We start from the raw sequence: 19,844 nt of genomic DNA on the forward strand, positions 1-19,844 counted from the left end.
GTGTTTTGTTAAATGCAAACGTGATAATGAGAATTATTATCGATCAATTTTTTATGATCAAGTTTTTTTTAACCACCATTAACACAATAAACAGGGGGTTATGAAACCTATCCTGCGCCCTGTAAACCACCTTGTTTTTATGGTTATCCCCCCCATGCCTCATCACTAAATTTTGTCGTTAACAGTGATAATTTTTTCTTCTCTTTGCTCTGCAAGCCTCGATATCTCTGGGTTCTCAGCTTTTTCCCGCGATGAAATTTAGTCGGTAACAAGAACGTTAGCTGACGAAGCATCTTGATAAAAATCAAAAATAAATACGCTTGTAATGCCTTGCGTATTGAATCGACGGTTGTATTTCATATATAACTCAAATGATAATCATTATCATTCTCAATTTGATAAGAGTTCTCATATTATGCCAAGGATCATCACCAGGCCGTTTCTTTTTTCCCCACTGACGTTATGTATTTCAGCCGTGGCCTCTGCCGCGAAGACCGCAGTAAAACGAAAAAAATTGTTTACGGCAGTACTGGCTCTTAGCTGGGCTTTTAGCGTAACGGCTGCCGAACGTATCGTGGTCGCAGGAGGATCGCTGACGGAGCTAATCTACGCGATGGGCGCTGGCGAACGCGTGGTTGGTGTCGATGAAACGACATCTTATCCACCAGAAACCGCCAAACTGCCGCATATTGGCTACTGGAAACAACTCAGCAGCGAAGGCATTTTGTCACTTCGCCCGGATAGCATAATTACCTGGCAGGATGCCGGGCCACAAATTGTGCTCGACCAACTACGGGCGCAGAAAGTCAACGTCGTTACCCTGCCGCGTGTGCCTGCCACCCTTGAGCAGATGTACGCCAACATTCGCCAACTGGCAAAAACGTTACAGGTTCCTGAACAAGGGGACGCGCTGGTGACACAGATCAACCAACGCCTGGAGCGAGTACAGCAAAACGTGGCAGCCAAAAAAGCCCCGGTTAAAGCCATGTTTATTCTCTCCGCAGGCGGAAGTGCGCCACAAGTTGCCGGTAAAGGCAGCGTCGCGGGCGCCATTCTTTCGCTTGCCGGAGCAGAAAACGTCGCTACCCACCAGCAGTACAAAAGCTACAGTGCAGAATCACTGATTGCGGCTAACCCTGAAGTGATTGTCGTAACCTCACAAATGGTCGATGGCGATATTAATCGGCTACGTTCTATTGCTGGAATTACCCACACTGCCGCATGGAAAAACCAGCGCATTATCACCGTTGATCAAAACCTGATTCTGGGAATGGGTCCGCGTATTGCTGATGTCGTTGAGTCTTTACACCAGCAGCTTTGGCCGCAATAAATGGATTTAAATCAGACGAATGAACGCAAATAACACCCTGGATCTCACGCCACATTTTGCTTTAGACGGTGATCAGCCATTTAAAGACAGGCGCGCCATGATGCCGTTTCGTGGGGCCATTCCAGTTGCCAAAGAGCAACTGGCACAGACCTGGCAAGAGATGATCAATCAAACGGTATCACCACGTAAGCGACTGGTTTACCTACACATTCCTTTTTGTGCGACACACTGCACGTTTTGTGGTTTTTATCAGAACCGTTTTAATGAAGATGCGTGTGCTCATTATACCGACGCCCTGATTCGTGAAATAGAAATGGAAGCGGACAGCGTATTGCATCAGTCTGCCCCCATCCACGCGGTCTATTTCGGTGGCGGTACGCCTTCCGCGCTTTCGGCACACGATTTGGCCAGAATCATCACCACATTACGAGAAAAGCTGCCACTTGCCCCTGATTGTGAAATCACTATCGAAGGCCGGGTACTGAATTTTGACGCTGAGCGAATCGATGCTTGCCTTGATGCAGGAGCAAACCGCTTCTCAATTGGTATTCAGTCGTTTAACAGCAAAATCCGCAAGAAAATGGCCCGCACCTCGGATGGCCCAACCGCCATTGCGTTTATGGAAAGCCTGGTCAAACACGACCGTGCTGCGGTGGTCTGTGACCTGCTTTTTGGCCTGCCGGGTCAGGATGCGCAAACCTGGGGAGAAGATCTGGCTATTGCCCGCGATATCGGTCTCGATGGCGTCGATCTCTATGCGCTCAATGTCCTGCCCAATACACCGCTGGGCAAAGCCGTGGAAAATGGGCGTACTACCGTGCCCTCTCCGGCAGAACGTCGCGATCTTTATCTGCAAGGGTGTGACTTCATGGACGAAGCCGGTTGGCGCTGTATTAGTAACAGCCACTGGGGCCGTACCACACGCGAACGCAATCTCTATAACCTGCTGATAAAACAAGGTGCCGATTGTCTGGCCTTTGGTTCCGGAGCCGGTGGTTCGATTAATGGTTACTCCTGGATGAACGAACGCAATCTTCAGACCTGGCATGAATCCGTCGCGGCAGGCAAAAAACCGCTGATGATGATCATGCGTAACGCCGAACGTAATGCGCAATGGCGTCATACCTTGCAGTCAGGTGTTGAAACAGCGCGTGTACCGCTGGATGAACTTACACCACATGCCGAAAAACTCGCGCCGTTACTGGCTCAATGGCACCAAAAAGGCTTAAGTCGCGATGCTTCAACTTGCCTGCGGCTGACTAATGAAGGTCGTTTCTGGGCAAGCAATATTTTGCAGTCTCTTAATGAACTAATTCAGGTACTTAATGCGCCAGCGATTGTGCGTGAAAAACCATAACAGGAGTGATTTATGAGCCATGTCTCGTTACAAGAATTTTTGAAAACGGAGCCGGACGGTACGCTGGAGGTGGTAGCCGAACAATACAACACCACACTGCTGGAGGTAGTGAGAAATCTACCCTCCTCTACCGTAGTGCCAGGCGATAAATTCGATACTGTCTGGGATACCGTCTGCGAATGGGGCAACGTCACCACGTTAGTACATACTGCCGATGTAATCCTCGAATTTAGCGGCGAACTGCCTTCGGGTTTCCATCGCCACGGCTATTTCAACCTACGCGGAAAGCACGGCATGTCCGGGCATATCAAAGCAGAAAACTGCACGCATATTGCCTTAATCGAACGTAAATTTATGGGCATGGACACCGCGTCCATTCTCTTTTTCAACAAAGAAGGCAGCGCCATGCTGAAAATCTTCCTCGGTAGGGATGACCATCGTCAGCTCCTGAGCGAACAAGTCAGCGCCTTCCATACTCTGGCGGCATCGTTAAAGGAACACGCCTGATGACGCCGTGGCTACTCTTTGGCGCAGGCGGAAAAGGTGTGGGTGCCAGAACGCTTGAACTGGCGCTGGCGGAACAACGTCCGGTCGTTACTGTCATTCGTCATGCCGATGCCGCCACGAAACTGGCGCAACAAGGCGTACAGGTTTTTACAGGCGACGCCTGTGATGCCAGCGTAGTCGCGGCTGCTTGCCGCGCAGCTGGCCCGGATGCGCTTATCATCTCAACAATGGGAGGAGCTCAGGATTATCTGGCGCACAGAACAGTGATTGATGAGGCCGAAAAGGCCGGCATCAGTCGCATGATTCTGGTGACCTCTTTGGGATGCGGCGATAGCTGGCCGTTTTTATCGGAGCGGGCAAAGGCTGCGTTTGGTCAGGCGGTACGGGAAAAAACGCTGGCGGAAAGCTGGTTGCAAACCAGCCAGCTTGATTACGCCATTCTCCGCCCTGGCGGTCTGCTTGATGGTGCGGCAACGGGCAAAGCACAACGGATACAAAATCAGGAGTGTCATGGTTTTGTTCACCGTGCCGATGTCGCCGCACATATCCATGAACTGGCAAATGCGCCAGCACTTAACCAGCAGGTCTACAGTCTGATTGAACCGGACCTGAAACCGGCGTGATACCCCGGCGCGGCATGTCCGCGCCGTAATGTCGTAACGGAGTTTTGCGTGCTCAAGGATTCACTCTCTTCCGCCAGGGTCTTTATGGGGCTATCGCTATTATTGCTAGCTCTGGTGCTGTTCGGTGCCAGTCAGGGAGCGTTAAAGATCAGTTTTGATGCCCTTTTTGATGAGGAATACCGCGATATCTGGCTCAATATTCGTCTACCACGGGTTTTGCTGGCGGTGCTGGTAGGTGCAGCGTTGGCAACCGCAGGGGTAATTATGCAGGGGCTTTTTCGCAACCCAATGGCTGACCCTGGATTACTCGGCGTCAGTAGCGGTTCTGCATTAATGGTTGGCGTTGCAATTGTGCTGCCCTTCTCCTTCCCAGTGGTGCTGGTGCTCTATGAGCAAATGGTGTTTGCCATTGCCGGAAGTTTAGTGGTCTGCACCATCATTTTTCTCATCACGCAGCGCCATCGCGATGGCAGCATGATGCAATTATTACTCGCCGGTATCGCCATCAATGCCCTGTGCGGCGCAGCGATCGGCATCCTGAGCTATATCGGCGATGAGCAGCAGCTACGACAACTCACATTGTGGATGATGGGCAATCTTGGACAGGCGCAATGGCCGACGTTATTGGTTGCCAGTTTATTCATCCTACCGGCCATTATCGCAACAACTTATCTCGCCGGAACGCTGAATTTACTGCAGCTCGGTGATGAAGAAGCCCATTACCTCGGCGTGAACGTTAAGCGTAAACGCCAGCAATTACTGTTAGTGAGCTCACTGCTCGTTGGTGCTGCCGTATCGGTAAGCGGCATTATCGGCTTTATTGGCCTGGTGATCCCGCATCTGATTCGCATGACTACCGGAGCAAATCACCGCTGGCTCATCCCTTGTTCCGCCCTCGCCGGAGCCTGTTTATTGCTGATGGCAGACACGCTTGCCCGCACGCTGGTACAGCCAGCAGAAATGCCCGTGGGATTATTAACCAGCCTGCTTGGTGGCCCTTATTTTATGTGGTTGATTCTGCGAAATCGGAGGATCACATGATCAGCGCCCAGAATCTGGTTTATAGCCTTCAGGGGCGGCGTCTGACTGATAATGTCTCGCTGACTTTTCCCGGTGGGGAAATTGTTGCCATTCTCGGCCCTAATGGTGCGGGAAAATCTACGCTGCTTCGCCAGTTAACCGGCTATCTTCAACCTGATAGCGGCGAATGTCGGTTGTTTAATAAGCCCTTGAATGAATGGTCGATTACTGAACTGGCGAAACACCGGGCCGTGATGCGTCAAAATAGCCACATGGCGTTTCCATTCAGCGTACAAGAAGTTATCCAGATGGGGCGGCATCCGCATCGTACTGGTAATCAGGATAATGAAACAGCACAAATAATGGCGTTATGTGACTGTCAGGCGTTAGCAAACCGCGACTATCGGCAATTATCCGGTGGTGAACAACAGCGCGTGCAACTAGCGCGCCTGCTGGTGCAACTCTGGGAACCTACTCCCTCACCGAAATGGTTATTTCTTGATGAACCAACTTCGGCGCTGGATATTCACCATCAGCAGCACTTGTTTCGTTTATTACGCCAGTTAGTTCACGAGCGGCAGTTCAATGTTTGCTGCGTATTGCATGATCTAAATCTTGCCGCGCGTTATGCAGACCGTATTGTATTAATGCAAAAAGGAAAGGTTATCGCAAATGGTAAACCGCAGGACGTATTGACACAGCAGGCGCTGACAATGCTCTACGGCGCGGATATTACCGTACTTGAAGATCCTGCCAACCATTCACCACTGATCGTCCTCGATCATTAAAAGCAACAGGAGTACCGCACTGGTACTCCTGCGAATAAATAACTATACAGATTAGCTAATTGAAACGCCTTTCACCCCTGCCATACCTTTTAATAATCGCAACAGATCTTCTATCGACGTTGTGGCATGAAGCTGGATATCAATGGCGACCACTTCATGATCTTCATTTTCCTGCAACGAAACTAAATCAGTTTTTATTTTTTGCTGCTTAAACCAGTCGAGCATTGATACCGTATTACCGTTCACTAGTGTCAGCTGTAAATGGTAATTTTTGTTCATCAGGCGGAAGGTTAATTGATGGAAGACTTCCAGCACCAGCAAGGTCATCACTGAACCATAAATACCCAGTTCGTACATACCACTGCCAATAACCATACCAATGGCGGCGGTCACCCAGATATCCGCTGCAGTCGTCAGACCTACAATATTTTGGTTACGAACGAGAATGTTACCTGCACCGATAAACCCGACGCCCGTCACCACCTGAGCAGCAATACGGCTGGGGTCCAGTCCGACGTGATCTAAAGACAGCACGTCAGCAAAACCATATTTCGAAACAATCATAAACAGGGCGCTTCCCATGCCAATTAATACATGTGTGCGTAACCCTGCTCCTTTGCCGCGCATTTGCCTTTCCATGCCAATAGCGCCACAGGCAATTGCCGCGAGTATAAGACGTATAATAAATTCTGCTGTCATATAAAAATGCAAAAAGGAGCAGCAAGATGGCTCAACTTGCTACTCCTTTTTACTTGTACCTCATTAATTCGGCAAGTCATTAGATGCTTGATTTTTGAAGGTATACAAATTTTTCTGCGGGTTTTTCTTGCAGTATTCGATCACTTTAGGAATTTGAGTGAGATCGGTTTCATTTAAAGTAACGGTATCGCCACCTTTATATACTGTTTCTTCATGCAGCATCCACCATGCAACCGGGGTCATTGCTTTTGGATTCAGATCAATAAATTCCTGGCAGGTCATATCTTTAGCGGATTCATTGGCTGCCAGCGCAGATTGTGCGTTCACCAGTGACAAAGCCGCTACAGCGCCCATAAAAATAAACGCTTTACGGAGAGATGAAATATTCATTTTGTAACCCATTCAATATAGAGATTATATATGAACAGGAGGAATAGCTGCTTTTAAAGAAGATATTCCGGCCTGTTCAATATGCAAGGAAGTACGATGTAACGCATTCCCGGAATTACATATCTTTCTTAATTTTGTCCCATTCGCCTTTAACTTTATCTTTAAAGTTGGCTTGTTTATCCTGAGTACAAGCCTGAACGATAGCTGGGGTTACGGTTGCAATACCCTGAACATCTAAAACCGCATCTTCTGGTTTATCTTTGTTGTTCAGCGCTTCAGCAAAACCAACTGCAGTTGGCTGGAAGGATTCGTCCACAGCCAGAAAATCTTCACAGGTCCAGGAGTTGACCGGTTTTTTGTTATCAGCTGCTTTTTGCGCATCCGCTGCATTGCTCACAACTGGCAGAAGAAGCAGACCACCAAGAATAACGCCTAATACTTTTTTCATCGTAATATCCTCAACTATAAAGTGAAAGAGCCGTCACGAATCAATTTCGACACTGAGGTTATAACCTGGTTTTCTGTATATGTCATGTTGATGGAAAATATCAAAATAAGATATTTTTATTTCAATACAATGAGTTACAGATGCATCAGATACTGCAATTAGGAAATTTTTATTAAATCGACTGCATTCTTAGACGCGTTTTTGGCATAGATTGATAGCAGGGGATTTTCTTCTTAATTTTATAGGGTGGTTCTATGTTATATATAGATAAGGCAACAATTTTGAAGTTTGATCTGGAGATGCTTAAAAAGCATCGCAGAGCAATCCAGTTTATTGCCGTGCTGCTGTTTATCGTCGGGTTGCTGTGTATCAGTTTCCCGTTCGTCTCTGGCGATATTTTAAGCACAGTAGTGGGTGCATTATTAATCTGCTCGGGTATTGCGCTTATTGTCGGGTTATTCAGCAACCGCAGTCATAATTTCTGGCCGGTATTATCCGGTTTCCTCGTCGCAGTCGCCTATTTATTGATCGGCTATTTCTTCATCCGCGCACCGGAGCTGGGCATTTTTGCCATTGCGGCATTTATTGCCGGTTTGTTCTGTGTTGCAGGGGTTATTCGCCTGATGAGTTGGTATCGTCAGCGTTCAATGAAAGGCAGCTGGCTACAGCTCGTTATTGGTGTGCTGGATATCGTCATTGCCTGGATATTCCTTGGTGCAACGCCGATGGTGTCTGTAACGCTGGTTTCCACACTGGTGGGAATTGAACTGATATTTAGCGCCGCCAGCCTGTTCAGCTTCGCCAGTTTGTTCGTTAAGCAGCAATAATTATCCCGGTTGTCACCCGGATCATAGTCACTTGATGTGACTATGATCCGATTAATACTCTCTCCGCTACGCAGTGTTGTAGATCAATTGCGCACTATCATTGAAATAATTACCTGCTAGTGATTATTTCAACCTACTGAATTTCATCTAATTTTTTTCACTCCATGGCAAATTAGCCATTTCAAACATTATCATGGCTGATATTTTCCGTAGTCAGGTTTAATGTTTTAAAAGTGCTGTGGGAAAGTGAACAAAGAGTTCCGTAAGCGTTGATGCTATGGGCGGTTAAATAAGTAATCCGGGTTCATTTTTTTGCAACTGGCGTTGATTACATTGCATAAATATCCATGTCTCCAGACGCTATATAAAAACCTGAAGACATGAATGCGTTATTTACTCAGGTAATTTCAATGCGTTAAAAGAAAGCTGGCAATCCAATTGCCAGCTTAAGTCGAAACAAGGAGACTCGATATTTAAATCGGATTACATTTTAACTTTAGTAATATTCTTCAGAGATCACAAACTGGTTATTGATAACTTATTCTTGGGCAGTAATCCGCAAACGTTAACTTTTTGTTTACTATTTACAAGCTGATAACAACCAGGAATCTTACTTAGGATCAATATATGGAGTGCGTGATGGATAAATCTGAAGTATTGATTAGTGTTAATAGACGTATTAGTTCACGAAGGGCAAAGTTCTTATAGGCGTTTACTATATTGAACAACGATTCGGACAAGGATGTAAATAATGAAAAGGATGACATGTTCGAAACGATAACGGCTAAGGAGCAAGTTATGATTTTTCTCATGACGAAAGATTCTTTTCTTTTACAGGGCTTTTGGCAGTTGAAAGATAATCACGAAATGATAAAAATCAATTCCCTGTCAGAGATCAAAAAAGTAGGCAATAAACCCTTCAAGGTTATCATTGATACCTATCACAATCATATCCTTGATGAAGAAGCGATTAAATTTCTGGAGAAATTAGATGCCGAGAGAATTATTGTTTTGGCACCTTATCACATCAGTAAACTAAAAGCTAAAGCGCCTATTTATTTTGTTAGCCGCAAAGAAAGTATCAAAAATCTTCTTGAGATTACTTATGGTAAACACTTGCCCCATAAGAATTCACAATTATGTTTTTCACATAATCAGTTCAAAATTATGCAACTGATTCTGAAAAATAAAAATGAAAGCAATATCACGTCGACGCTCAATATTTCGCAACAAACATTAAAGATTCAGAAATTCAACATTATGTACAAGCTGAAACTAAGACGTATGAGCGACATCGTCACCCTGGGTATCACATCTTATTTTTAGTCAGGACATAAGCAACTGAAATTGATGGCTGGCATGACGAGGGATGCAGATGCTGATTTCATTACCCCCGGTGATTACTAAAGGAGAGGCTAAAACGACTTTATTCCCCTGGTATGTGTATCCACCAGTCGAACCCTTCGTTGCCCGAATGCTGGCAGGAACTGTTGGCAGAACGGCAACATTTTTTTTGTCGTTGACCTCACCATGTCGATCACTATGCCTGTATCCCACCTTACTGGCTGACAACCCCACTATGCCGCTGGTCTGTAAATCCCTCATATCTCTCCTCGCGCGCAATTTAAAGAACCGTTATTTCTCAAGAATTTTCAGGGAATAAAATGAACAGAAGAAGAAAGCTGTTAATACCGTTGTTATTCTGCGGCGCGATGCTCACCGCCTGCGATGACAAATCGGCGGAAAACACCGCCGCCATGACGCCTGAGGTCGGTGTCGTCACACTCTCCCCTGGGTCGGTCAATGTGTTGAGCGAATTGCCCGGTAGAACCGTTCCTTATGAAGTTGCCGAGATACGTCCCCAGGTGGGCGGTATTATCATTAAACGCAACTTTATCGAAGGCGATAAAGTGAACCAGGGCGATTCACTGTATCAGATTGATCCTGCACCTTTACAGGCCGAGCTAAACTCCGCCAAAGGCTCGCTGGCGAAAGCGCTCTCTACCGCCAGCAATGCCCGCATCACCTTTAACCGCCAGGCATCGTTGCTGAAGACCAACTACGTTAGCCGTCAGGATTACGACACCGCGCGCACCCAGTTGAATGAAGCAGAAGCCAATGTCACCGTCGCCAAAGCGGCTGTTGAACAGGCGACGATCAATCTGCAATACGCGAATGTCACCTCGCCGATTACGGGCGTCAGCGGGAAATCGTCGGTGACCGTCGGCGCACTCGTTACCGCTAATCAGGCAGATTCGCTGGTTACCGTACAACGTCTGGACCCGATTTATGTCGATCTCACGCAGTCGGTGCAAGATTTCTTACGCATGAAAGAAGAGGTCGCCAGTGGGCAAATCAAACAGGTTCAGGGCAGTACGCCAGTACAGCTCAATCTGGAAAATGGTAAACGTTACAGCCAGACCGGCACGCTGAAATTCTCCGACCCGACGGTTGATGAAACCACGGGCTCCGTGACGTTACGGGCGATTTTCCCCAACCCAAATGGTGACTTGCTGCCTGGCATGTATGTCACGGCATTAGTGGATGAAGGTAGCCGCCAGAATGTATTACTGGTGCCGCAGGAAGGCGTCACCCACAACGCCCAGGGTAAAGCAACGGCGCTCATTCTGGATAAAGACGATGTCGTGCAGCTACGCGAAATTGAAGCCAGCAAAGCCATCGGCGACCAGTGGGTTGTCACCTCTGGCTTGCAGGCTGGCGATCGGGTGATCGTTTCCGGTTTGCAACGCATTCGTCCGGGTATCAAAGCACGAGCAATTTCCTCCAGCCAGGAAAACGCCAGCACCGAATCGAAACAATAACGTTGCAGGCTTAAGGGGACTTTCATGGCTAACTATTTTATTGATCGCCCGGTTTTTGCCTGGGTACTTGCCATTATTATGATGCTTGCAGGTGGTCTGGCGATCATGAACTTACCGGTTGCGCAGTATCCGCAGATTGCGCCACCGACCATTACCGTCAGCGCTACCTATCCGGGTGCCGATGCGCAAACGGTAGAAGACTCGGTCACTCAGGTGATTGAGCAAAATATGAATGGGCTTGATGGCCTGATGTACATGTCTTCAACCAGTGATGCGGCGGGTAATGCCTCTATCACTCTGACCTTCGAGACTGGGACATCTCCTGATATCGCACAGGTTCAGGTGCAAAATAAACTGCAACTCGCTATGCCTTCATTACCTGAAGCAGTGCAGCAGCAGGGGATTAGCGTCGATAAATCGAGCAGTAATATCCTGATGGTAGCGGCGTTTATTTCTGATAACGGCAGCCTCAACCAGTACGATATCGCGGACTATGTAGCGTCTAATATCAAAGACCCGCTAAGCCGTACCGCGGGCGTTGGTAGCGTACAGCTCTTTGGTTCCGAGTACGCCATGCGTATCTGGCTGGACCCGCAAAAACTCAATAAATACAATCTGGTACCTTCCGATGTTATTTCCCAGATTAAGGTGCAAAACAACCAGATTTCCGGTGGTCAACTGGGTGGCATGCCACAGGCGGCAGACCAGCAACTAAACGCCTCGATCATTGTGCAGACGCGTCTGCAAACGCCGGAAGAATTTGGCAAAATCCTGTTGAAAGTTCAGCAAGATGGTTCGCAAGTGCTGCTGCGTGATGTCGCCCGCGTCGAACTTGGGGCGGAAGATTATTCCACCGTAGCGCGCTATAACGGCAAACCTGCTGCCGGGATCGCCATCAAACTGGCTGCCGGTGCAAACGCCCTGGATACCTCGCGGGCAGTCAAAGAGGAGCTGAACCGCTTATCAGCCTATTTCCCGGCAAGTCTGAAGACGGTTTATCCTTACGACACCACGCCGTTTATCGAAATTTCTATTCAGGAAGTTTTCAAAACACTGGTTGAGGCTATCATCCTCGTCTTCCTGGTCATGTATCTGTTTTTGCAGAATTTCCGTGCCACAATCATCCCGACGATTGCCGTACCGGTGGTTATTCTCGGGACGTTTGCGATCTTGTCGGCGGTCGGTTTCACCATCAACACGTTGACTATGTTCGGGATGGTACTGGCGATAGGGTTACTGGTGGATGACGCCATCGTGGTGGTGGAGAACGTCGAGCGTGTCATTGCGGAAGATAAGCTACCGCCAAAGGAAGCGACGCATAAATCGATGGGGCAGATCCAACGTGCGCTGGTCGGTATTGCCGTTGTTCTTTCCGCAGTGTTTATGCCGATGGCCTTTATGAGCGGTGCAACCGGGGAGATCTACCGCCAGTTCTCCATCACGCTGATCTCCTCCATGCTGCTTTCAGTATTTGTGGCAATGAGCCTGACCCCTGCCCTGTGCGCCACCATTCTGAAAGCCGCGCCGGAAGGCGGTCACAAACCTAACGCCCTGTTCGCACGCTTCAACACGCTGTTTGAAAAATCAACTCAGCACTATACCGATAGCACCCGCTCGCTGTTGCGTTGTACCGGTCGCTACATGGTGGTCTACCTGCTGATTTGCGCCGGGATGGCGGTGCTGTTCCTGCGTACACCGACCTCTTTCTTACCAGAAGAGGATCAGGGGGTATTTATGACCACCGCGCAGTTACCTTCCGGTGCCACCATGGTTAACACCACGAAAGTGCTGCAACAGGTGACGGATTATTATCTGACTAAAGAGAAAGATAATGTCCAGTCGGTATTTACCGTTGGCGGCTTTGGCTTCAGCGGCCAGGGGCAAAACAACGGCCTGGCGTTTATCAGTCTCAAGCCGTGGTCTGAACGTGTCGGTGAGGAAAACTCGGTTACCGCGATCATTCAGCGGGCAATGATTGCGCTAAGCAGTATCAATAAAGCCGTCGTCTTCCCGTTCAACTTACCCGCGGTGGCTGAACTGGGTACCGCGTCAGGTTTTGATATGGAACTGCTGGACAACGGTAACCTGGGGCACGAAAAACTAACCCAGGCACGAAACGAGCTGTTATCACTGGCAGCGCAATCACCGAATCAGGTCACCGGGGTACGCCCGAACGGCCTGGAAGATACGCCGATGTTCAAAGTGAACGTCAACGCCGCGAAAGCTGAGGCAATGGGTGTGGCGCTGTCTGATATCAACCAGACAATTTCCACCGCCTTCGGCAGCAGCTACGTGAACGACTTCCTCAACCAGGGGCGGGTGAAAAAAGTGTATGTCCAGGCAGGCACGCCGTTCCGTATGTTGCCGGATAACATCAACCAATGGTATGTACGCAACGCCTCTGGCACGATGGCACCGCTTTCTGCCTACTCGTCTACCGAATGGACCTATGGTTCACCGCGACTGGAACGCTACAACGGCATCCCGTCAATGGAGATTTTAGGTGAAGCGGCGGCCGGGAAAAGTACCGGTGACGCAATGAAATTTATGGCAGACCTGGTCGCTAAACTTCCGGCAGGCGTCGGCTACTCATGGACCGGACTGTCGTATCAGGAAGCGTTATCCTCAAATCAGGCTCCCGCGCTATATGCCATTTCACTGGTCGTGGTGTTCCTCGCCCTCGCCGCACTTTATGAGAGCTGGTCAATTCCGTTCTCGGTGATGTTGGTTGTTCCGTTAGGCGTCGTTGGCGCATTACTGGCCACCGATCTGCGTGGCTTAAGTAATGACGTCTACTTCCAGGTTGGTTTGCTGACCACCATCGGGCTTTCCGCCAAGAACGCCATCCTGATTGTCGAATTTGCCGTTGAGATGATGCAGAAAGAAGGGAAAACGCCGATAGAGGCAATCATCGAAGCGGCGCGGATGCGTTTACGCCCAATCCTGATGACCTCTCTGGCCTTTATTCTCGGCGTGCTGCCGCTGGTTATCAGTCATGGTGCCGGTTCTGGCGCGCAAAACGCGGTAGGTACCGGCGTGATGGGCGGGATGTTTGCCGCAACAGTGCTGGCAATTTACTTTGTTCCGGTCTTTTTCGTTGTAGTGGAACATCTCTTTGCCCGCTTTAAAAAAGCGTAACGTGTAAATGAGAGTAAGGTTGAACGTGAAGGTTCAGCCTTACTCTTTCCTGCTAACCATTCACCACTCAACAACCAGCTAACCGTCAGGAATACCAGGCTTAGTACACAGCACTGAAAGTAGAAACCACTCCAGCCATTCGTCATCAATTTGAACAGCACAATACTGACCCACATTCCCGTAATCGTATGAATTGTCAGCTTAATAATCCCAAACATGCCGAGTCTTTTCCTCCTGAAAATACCTATACCGCCTGGCAAACTGCGAAAGAGAACTAGCCGGTAGCCCGGCAGAAATCATCAGGGAAGAGTTTCACATGAAGCAGGTGTGAGATCCTGACCAATATTCAAATGCGAAATATGTCAGGAAAAGGTACCTGGCGAATGTTGCGCAAACTGATGTGGCGTTACACCATAATATTGTCGAAATGTGTTTATAAAGTACGATGTACTGCTATAGCCACATTTTTCCGCAATAGTATGCAGAGGAATTTGACGTAACTCGAGTAATCGTCTGGCCATCGACATCCTGGAGGCGAGTAATATTTTACTGAAACAGGTATTTTCATCCTGCAACTTTTTTTTGATTAGACTCTCGCTGGTATACATTCTTTCCGCGATATCGCGCAGATACCAACGTTTAGCGATATCAAAGCTAATAAGGCGTTCAACTTTTCCTGAAACAGTACTGATGCTATTGAAAAGTAAGGGGATCAGTTCTTTCTTATGAGAAAACATCGATAAACAGGAAAGATAGAGCATTTTGCTCAGTATCGGCGAATTTACCCCGGAGTCATTGAAACTATCAAAAATCGCCGTCACCAGCGGCATGGGGGGTGACTGGTTAATTAACAGACGGTCTTTGCTATGTAACCCTAAATTGCGTGGTAGCTGACGAATATTTTGTAAGTAATGGCAAACTGTCAGCTCATCGATATCCAGCCGTCGCGTATCAGGTGAACAAAACGCAAAATCGTCTGCCAAATTTTTATCCAGCAGCAGGATACTCTCGTTATGCAGCGATATTTTTTGCTGTTCATGATAAATATCGAATGAACGACGAATGAGGATCACCGAGCAGACATGAGTCATGATTATCCCTTATATTTCATACTGCGATTATTTCAATTTCAGTATACTAATGAAATGATGCCAGACTGTTTCTTAGCGCAAAAACTGCCAGATTTGGTAGGACCAAAATTTATCCACAAAGTAGTTTTGCATAACAGTTAATTGATAATAAGTAAATGCAACACGAATATATTTTCGCACAGCGTATAGCTTATGTTTATAAAAAAATGGCTGATCTTATTTCCAGTAAAAGTTATATTTAACTTACTGAGAGCACAAAGTTTCCCGTGCCAACAGGGAGTGTTATAACGGTTTATTAGTCTGGAGACGGCAGACTATCCTCTTCCCGGTCCCCTATGCCGGGTTTTTTTTATGTCTGAGTAAAATTCTATAATCTTATTCCTTCCGCAGAACAGTCAGTGCCGTAAAAATTCCCTTGCGCAACAATACTTGCCGCCGAGTCACGGTTCGACAATCTCTGCGCCGATCGCTCCTGATACTCTGTGGGCGTCATCCCATAATAATTTCGAAAGACGTAAATGAAATACGACACGCTGTGATATCCACAGGATACTGCAACTCGCTTAATTGAAAAACCATGTATAACAATAAGTTGCAAAGCACGTTGCATTCTACACTCAGTAAGCAACTGTGAATATGATGTCTCTTCTTCGCGCAATTTTTTCTTTAACAGACTTGGACTCATCAACAGCTCGCTGGCGATTCGGGCTAGTGTCCACTCATGGGCGATATTATTATTGATAACCGTACAAACTCGTGTTCGCATGTTCGGTTGTAAAACGTTCAGAAGCAGCGGTATAAAGTGCTCATCCTCAAGAAAAACAGATAACAACGCAAAGATTAATGCTCTTTTACGTAGCATTTCTGCATAGCGAAGATTCTTATTCTGCGATAGTTGCGCAACTTCCTGAAAAACAGGAATATCTCTGCTACAGTGATGAACGAGTAATGAAGAAACTTTTTTATGTGCATGAAGATTTAATGCCTCCTCCTTGAGCATCGGCAGAAATAATGAAAGCGTATCCCTTGATACTAATACAAAATTTTCAACACACTTATCTACTCGAATTTGGCTTGCATCCGCAAAAACCAGGTCACCGCCATTAAAATAGCGATATTCACCATTAACCATGGTGAGAATATATTTATGTCTTGCGTACGCAATTAGACAATTCCCATGTAATGATTGCATAGTTGACTTAATATTACATAAACATATTACTGTTTATTAATGTAGCACGCCGCCCTCTTAAGTCAAATTGATTGATAAATAAATTTAAACGAAGCGGGAGAACAGGATGATAATGTGTGATGTTCTACGGGCAGGATGACTGGATTTATAATACAAAAACGTGTTTAAGAACGCAGGGAAATTAATAGTAAGCAAATAATCCCTTGTCGTGACATTAAAGGTAATCGCTACATTTAATAAACATTCATATAACATATATCTTATCAACACGATGAATAGACAGCCAATATATTATTGCGATTAATAAGCAACCGAATGCCCAGCTGTTTTTTTTAATGGCTGGGCATTCGGTTTTTACAACGTTATGTTATCAGGTGTGTTTAAAGCTGTTCTGCTGGGCAATACCCTGCAGTTTCGGGTGATCGCTGAGATATTTCAGGGAGGCTTTGTAGTCTTCCAGCAACAGTTCAGCAAAGTCCATTTCGAAGCCGCGACGACACATAATGCGCATCACCACGATGTCGGTGGCTTCACCGCCGAGAGTGAAGGCCGGAACCTGCCAGCCGCGCAGACGCAGACGTTCAGAGAGGTCGTACAGGGTGTATCCCGGATCTTCACCCTCTTTCAGTTTGAAGCAAACCGCCGGGATGCCTTCGTCCGGACGACCCGTACAGATGAACTCATACGGCCCCAGTTTGGCGATTTCATCCGCCAGATAAGCGGCAACCTGGTAAGAGGCGTTCTGTACTTTGGTATAGCCTTCACGACCGAGGCGCAGGAATTCATAATACTGCGCAATCACCTGACCCGCCGGGCGGGAGAAGTTGATGGCGAAAGTACCAATCTGACCACCGAGGTAGTCAACGTTGAACACCAGTTCCTGCGGCAGCGCTTCTTCATCACGCCAGATAACCCAGCCGCAGCCCAGCGGAGCCAGACCGAATTTATGGCCTGAAGCACTGATCGATTTCACACGCGGCAGGCGGAAGTCCCAGACGATATCCGGGGCGACGAACGGTGCCAGGAAGCCACCGCTGGCAGCGTCGATGTGCATGTCGATGTCGATACCGGTGTCGGCCTGGAATTTATCCAGTGCATCGTGCAGCGGTTGCGGGAACTCATAGTTACCGGTGTAGGTCACGCCGAAAGTCGGCACCACGCCGATGGTGTTTTCGTCGCAGGCTTCAATCATGCGTTTCGGGTCCATAAACAACTGACCGGGGCGCATAGGGATCTCGCGCAGCTCCACATCCCAGTAGCGAGCGAATTTATGCCAGCAGATTTGCACCGGACCGCACACCAGGTTTGGTTTATCCGTTGGTTTGCCTGCAGCTTCCATACGCTTGCGCCAACGCCATTTCATCGCCATCCCGCCAAGCATACAAGCCTCGGAAGAACCAATGGTGTTGGTGCCAACGGCCTGACCATTTTTCGGCGCAGGCGCATGCCACAGATCGGCAACCATGTTTACGCAACGCAGGTCGATGGCTGCGGATTGCGGATATTCTTCTTTGTCGATCCAGTTTTTATTGATCGACAAATCCATCAATTTATGGACGTTTTCGTCGTCCCAGGTCTGGCAGAAAGTGGCCAGGTTCTGACGAGCGTTGCCATCAAGATATAATTCATCATTGATAATCTGGAATGCGACATCATCGCGCATTTCGTGCAGCGGAAATCGTTTTGACTCCGCGATAGTAGAAATGGCCTTTGCGCCAAAACGTGAATCGAGTAGTTCTGAGCGGAAATCCGTTAACAGCTTCTGGTCCATTTCGAACTCCTTAAATTTATTTGAAGGCAATAAAAAAGTAGGATTTATCCGCAATGGAAGCAAGGCATTACAGGTTTAATTTAAATAACAAAATCCTAAGCAGAAAAACGACTTTTTATAATATAAACATTTAACATGATAATATTAAAAACAGACTTTATTATCGTAATAAAAATCGCCCAAACATTCCTGTTCGGGCGATCAAATTAATTATTGTTTATCCTGCATATACGGCGTGTACACCCCGTTCAGACTGTGCAGGAAAGCTACGATATCATCCACATCCTCCTGCGGCAGCTCTTTGCCTACCTGATAGCGCAACATCAGTTTCACCGCCCCGTCCAGCGTCGGCACGTCACCGCGATGGAAGTACGGTGCCGTTAAAGCAACGTTACGTAAACCGGGTACTTTCTGACGCAATTTATCACGCTCTTCTTTAGTCACATTCATACGACCAATATCCGCCGCCGTAATTTCCCCAAAGTTAAAGTCTTTTTTCAGCCCCAACGGTTCGAAGGAACGTCCGCCGAGAATAATTCCACCATGACAAGTTGCACATTTATTATCTTTAAATAATTGATAGCCTTTTTTCTGTTGCGCCGTCAGCGCATTTTCATCCCCACGCAACCATTTATCAAATGGGGAATCCGGCGTAATTAATGTTTTCTCAAATTCAGCAATGGCATCAGTAATATTTTCGCCACTGAAACCTTGCGGATAGACGTCGAGGAACTGCGCTTTAAGCTGCGGATCTTTTTCCAGCTTAGCAATAATTTCGTCCCAGGATTTTGACGCCATTTCAATCGGGTTCAACGGCGGTCCACCAGCCTGATCCTGCAATGTTGCCGCACGACCATCCCAGAACTGCTCAACGTTAAATACTGAGTTAAATACCGTCGGCGCGTTAATCGGCCCAACTGCGCCACCAACACCAATCGATGTTTTTCTGCCATCGACGCCCCCCGCATTCAACGCATGGCAATGAGCGCATGAAATGGTGCTATCAGCCGATAAACGGGGATCGTGATACAGCGCAAAGCCCAACGCCACTTTTTGCGTATCGGTAGGCAGTTTTTGCGGGATGGGCTGCACCGGTTCATTGCGATGCTCCGGAGCAGTATCATTGCTGGCGTAATATTCCGCGCGCTGTTTTGCAATCCAGGCCAGTATTTCCGCCCGCTCTTCATCACTCACCTTACCCGCCCAGTGAAGCGCGGTATAACGCGTTGGTGGCATAGTTTCATACTGCATCACCCATTCAATCTTATTCAGATCGCTTTGCGAAACGGGTTTATCAGCCAGCAGTGCCGCACGCACGGCCTCGAGGTTAAAAGATTTATATCCAAGCTTAATGTCGTAATCCATCAACTGTTTCGCGCCAGGAATATAATAATAGGCGGGTAATTCTGCCGAAGGCGTGTGGCAATAGTCGCATCCTTTTTCGCGGAGAAAGCCTAAAACCTTATTATTTTCACTGACAGCAGATGCCTGAACATCGGCCTGTTTACTGCGTTTATTATCGTGGTACCACACATAACCAGATAACCCTAAATAGCAAATCGCGACGCCAGCCAGGCCGATCGCGGTAATACGTGAGACCATTTTCATTATTCTTCCCTCACGGTGGTGAGTTATTGTGACCCAGAAAATTTTCCAGAATGCTGCAAACGTCTCTGCGAGACAAAGCCATCATAAAAAACAGGGAGATACGCTTTTTGATAGGAATCAATCAATTACATGAATATAAACTATCAATAAGATAGCCTGTGCCTATTACCCAGATCAGGAATGGCATATCATGATTGCGGCGAGAGCAGGATTGAATGTTCTGAAAATGAAAA

Annotated in this window: 18 protein-coding genes; 10 read left to right on the forward strand and 8 right to left on the reverse strand. The window is 47.5% G+C overall.

The window, feature by feature from the left end:
- Positions 1 to 415: 415 nt before the first annotated feature.
- From shuT to ACJHW7_RS10600, 6 genes are read left to right on the forward strand one after another with little or no spacing between them, the layout of a single operon-like run.
- Positions 416 to 1,330, forward strand: coding sequence for a heme ABC transporter substrate-binding protein ShuT (shuT, locus tag ACJHW7_RS10575; protein WP_021557296.1), 915 nt, complete (start codon positions 416 to 418; stop codon positions 1,328 to 1,330).
- 19 nt (positions 1,331 to 1,349) lie between these two features.
- Positions 1,350 to 2,687, forward strand: coding sequence for a heme anaerobic degradation radical SAM methyltransferase ChuW/HutW (gene hutW / locus ACJHW7_RS10580; RefSeq protein ID WP_021557297.1), 1,338 nt, complete (start codon positions 1,350 to 1,352; stop codon positions 2,685 to 2,687).
- Between the two features lie 12 nt (positions 2,688 to 2,699).
- Positions 2,700 to 3,194, forward strand: coding sequence for a heme utilization cystosolic carrier protein HutX (gene hutX, locus ACJHW7_RS10585; RefSeq protein WP_000020049.1), 495 nt, complete (start codon positions 2,700 to 2,702; stop codon positions 3,192 to 3,194).
- Complete coding sequence (gene chuY / locus ACJHW7_RS10590; protein WP_021557298.1) at positions 3,194 to 3,817, forward strand: anaerobilin reductase; 624 nt, start codon at positions 3,194 to 3,196, stop codon at positions 3,815 to 3,817. The genes hutX and chuY overlap by 1 nt, the downstream gene beginning before the upstream one ends.
- A gap of 48 nt (positions 3,818 to 3,865) precedes the next feature.
- The gene (shuU, locus tag ACJHW7_RS10595; protein ID WP_208487417.1) at positions 3,866 to 4,858 is read left to right on the forward strand and encodes a FecCD family ABC transporter permease; all 993 of its coding nucleotides are present in this window, start codon (positions 3,866 to 3,868) and stop codon (positions 4,856 to 4,858) included.
- Positions 4,855 to 5,625, forward strand: coding sequence for a heme ABC transporter ATP-binding protein (locus ACJHW7_RS10600; protein WP_001626196.1), 771 nt, complete (start codon positions 4,855 to 4,857; stop codon positions 5,623 to 5,625). Before shuU ends, ACJHW7_RS10600 begins: the two co-directional genes overlap by 4 nt.
- A gap of 51 nt (positions 5,626 to 5,676) precedes the next feature.
- On the opposite strand, the gene ACJHW7_RS10605 is transcribed toward ACJHW7_RS10600, so the two are convergent.
- The 3 genes from ACJHW7_RS10605 to hdeA form a co-directional block, all read right to left on the reverse strand.
- Positions 5,677 to 6,324 (reverse strand): MgtC/SapB family protein, encoded by a 648-nt coding sequence (locus tag ACJHW7_RS10605; RefSeq protein WP_001296814.1) that lies wholly within the window; start codon positions 6,322 to 6,324, stop codon positions 5,677 to 5,679.
- A 63-nt stretch (positions 6,325 to 6,387) separates the two neighbouring features.
- Entirely contained in the window at positions 6,388 to 6,714 is a 327-nt protein-coding gene (gene hdeB / locus ACJHW7_RS10610) for an acid-activated periplasmic chaperone HdeB (RefSeq protein WP_001298717.1), read from the reverse strand.
- 115 nt (positions 6,715 to 6,829) lie between these two features.
- Positions 6,830 to 7,162 (reverse strand): acid-activated periplasmic chaperone HdeA, encoded by a 333-nt coding sequence (gene hdeA / locus ACJHW7_RS10615; RefSeq protein WP_000756550.1) that lies wholly within the window; start codon positions 7,160 to 7,162, stop codon positions 6,830 to 6,832.
- 254 nt (positions 7,163 to 7,416) lie between these two features.
- Here hdeA and hdeD point away from each other — a divergent pair, with 254 nt between their 5' ends.
- Together hdeD and gadE are read left to right on the forward strand one after the other, a co-directional pair.
- Positions 7,417 to 7,989 (forward strand): acid-resistance protein HdeD, encoded by a 573-nt coding sequence (hdeD, locus tag ACJHW7_RS10620; RefSeq protein WP_000965672.1) that lies wholly within the window; start codon positions 7,417 to 7,419, stop codon positions 7,987 to 7,989.
- A 798-nt stretch (positions 7,990 to 8,787) separates the two neighbouring features.
- Positions 8,788 to 9,315, forward strand: coding sequence for an acid resistance transcriptional activator GadE (gadE, locus tag ACJHW7_RS10625; RefSeq protein WP_000576690.1), 528 nt, complete (start codon positions 8,788 to 8,790; stop codon positions 9,313 to 9,315).
- Here gadE and ACJHW7_RS10630 read toward each other — a convergent pair whose 3' ends face one another.
- Positions 9,316 to 9,594, reverse strand: a complete 279-nt coding sequence (locus tag ACJHW7_RS10630; protein ID WP_001205329.1) for a hypothetical protein — start codon at positions 9,592 to 9,594, stop codon at positions 9,316 to 9,318.
- A 107-nt stretch (positions 9,595 to 9,701) separates the two neighbouring features.
- Here ACJHW7_RS10630 and mdtE point away from each other — a divergent pair, with 107 nt between their 5' ends.
- On the forward strand, positions 9,702 to 10,811 hold the full coding sequence (gene mdtE / locus ACJHW7_RS10635; RefSeq protein ID WP_306308297.1) for a multidrug transporter subunit MdtE: 1,110 nt from the start codon (positions 9,702 to 9,704) through the stop codon (positions 10,809 to 10,811).
- A gap of 24 nt (positions 10,812 to 10,835) precedes the next feature.
- The gene (mdtF, locus tag ACJHW7_RS10640) at positions 10,836 to 13,949 is read left to right on the forward strand and encodes a multidrug efflux pump RND permease MdtF (RefSeq protein ID WP_000024872.1); all 3,114 of its coding nucleotides are present in this window, start codon (positions 10,836 to 10,838) and stop codon (positions 13,947 to 13,949) included.
- 362 nt (positions 13,950 to 14,311) lie between these two features.
- On the opposite strand, the gene gadW is transcribed toward mdtF, so the two are convergent.
- The 4 genes from gadW to ccp all read right to left on the reverse strand — a co-directional run bounded on the left by gadW (position 14,312) and on the right by ccp (position 19,611).
- On the reverse strand, positions 14,312 to 15,040 hold the full coding sequence (gene gadW / locus ACJHW7_RS10645; protein ID WP_000149994.1) for an acid resistance transcriptional activator GadW: 729 nt from the start codon (positions 15,038 to 15,040) through the stop codon (positions 14,312 to 14,314).
- 367 nt (positions 15,041 to 15,407) lie between these two features.
- A complete protein-coding gene (gene gadX, locus ACJHW7_RS10650; RefSeq protein ID WP_021557299.1) occupies positions 15,408 to 16,232 on the reverse strand; it encodes an acid resistance transcriptional activator GadX in 825 nt (274 codons plus the stop codon).
- A gap of 370 nt (positions 16,233 to 16,602) precedes the next feature.
- On the reverse strand, positions 16,603 to 18,003 hold the full coding sequence (locus ACJHW7_RS10655; RefSeq protein ID WP_000372242.1) for a glutamate decarboxylase: 1,401 nt from the start codon (positions 18,001 to 18,003) through the stop codon (positions 16,603 to 16,605).
- A gap of 210 nt (positions 18,004 to 18,213) precedes the next feature.
- Positions 18,214 to 19,611 carry a cytochrome c peroxidase gene (ccp, locus tag ACJHW7_RS10660; RefSeq protein WP_000784831.1) on the reverse strand — a complete coding sequence of 466 codons (1,398 nt, stop codon included), beginning with the start codon at positions 19,609 to 19,611 and terminating at the stop codon, positions 18,214 to 18,216.
- Positions 19,612 to 19,844: the final 233 nt, after the last annotated feature.

Source organism: Escherichia sp. WS1152 (assembly GCF_046487665.1).
In the GTDB taxonomy this organism is placed as follows: Bacteria; Pseudomonadota; Gammaproteobacteria; order Enterobacterales; family Enterobacteriaceae; genus Escherichia; species Escherichia coli.

Coding starts and splice junctions, on each gene's coding strand:
- gadW (WP_000149994.1), bottom strand. CDS start 15,040: ATGACTCATGTCTGCTCGGTGATCCTCATTCGTCGTTCATTCGATATT.
- ccp (WP_000784831.1), bottom strand. CDS start 19,611: ATGAAAATGGTCTCACGTATTACCGCGATCGGCCTGGCTGGCGTCGCG.
- mdtF (WP_000024872.1), top strand. CDS start 10,836: ATGGCTAACTATTTTATTGATCGCCCGGTTTTTGCCTGGGTACTTGCC.
- shuT (WP_021557296.1), top strand. CDS start 416: ATGCCAAGGATCATCACCAGGCCGTTTCTTTTTTCCCCACTGACGTTA.
- hutW (WP_021557297.1), top strand. CDS start 1,350: ATGAACGCAAATAACACCCTGGATCTCACGCCACATTTTGCTTTAGAC.
- gadX (WP_021557299.1), bottom strand. CDS start 16,232: ATGCAATCATTACATGGGAATTGTCTAATTGCGTACGCAAGACATAAA.
- mdtE (WP_306308297.1), top strand. CDS start 9,702: ATGCTCACCGCCTGCGATGACAAATCGGCGGAAAACACCGCCGCCATG.
- hdeB (WP_001298717.1), bottom strand. CDS start 6,714: ATGAATATTTCATCTCTCCGTAAAGCGTTTATTTTTATGGGCGCTGTA.
- hdeD (WP_000965672.1), top strand. CDS start 7,417: ATGTTATATATAGATAAGGCAACAATTTTGAAGTTTGATCTGGAGATG.
- ACJHW7_RS10600 (WP_001626196.1), top strand. CDS start 4,855: ATGATCAGCGCCCAGAATCTGGTTTATAGCCTTCAGGGGCGGCGTCTG.
- chuY (WP_021557298.1), top strand. CDS start 3,194: ATGACGCCGTGGCTACTCTTTGGCGCAGGCGGAAAAGGTGTGGGTGCC.
- hdeA (WP_000756550.1), bottom strand. CDS start 7,162: ATGAAAAAAGTATTAGGCGTTATTCTTGGTGGTCTGCTTCTTCTGCCA.
- ACJHW7_RS10655 (WP_000372242.1), bottom strand. CDS start 18,003: ATGGACCAGAAGCTGTTAACGGATTTCCGCTCAGAACTACTCGATTCA.
- ACJHW7_RS10630 (WP_001205329.1), bottom strand. CDS start 9,594: ATGAGGGATTTACAGACCAGCGGCATAGTGGGGTTGTCAGCCAGTAAG.
- ACJHW7_RS10605 (WP_001296814.1), bottom strand. CDS start 6,324: ATGACAGCAGAATTTATTATACGTCTTATACTCGCGGCAATTGCCTGT.
- gadE (WP_000576690.1), top strand. CDS start 8,788: ATGATTTTTCTCATGACGAAAGATTCTTTTCTTTTACAGGGCTTTTGG.
- hutX (WP_000020049.1), top strand. CDS start 2,700: ATGAGCCATGTCTCGTTACAAGAATTTTTGAAAACGGAGCCGGACGGT.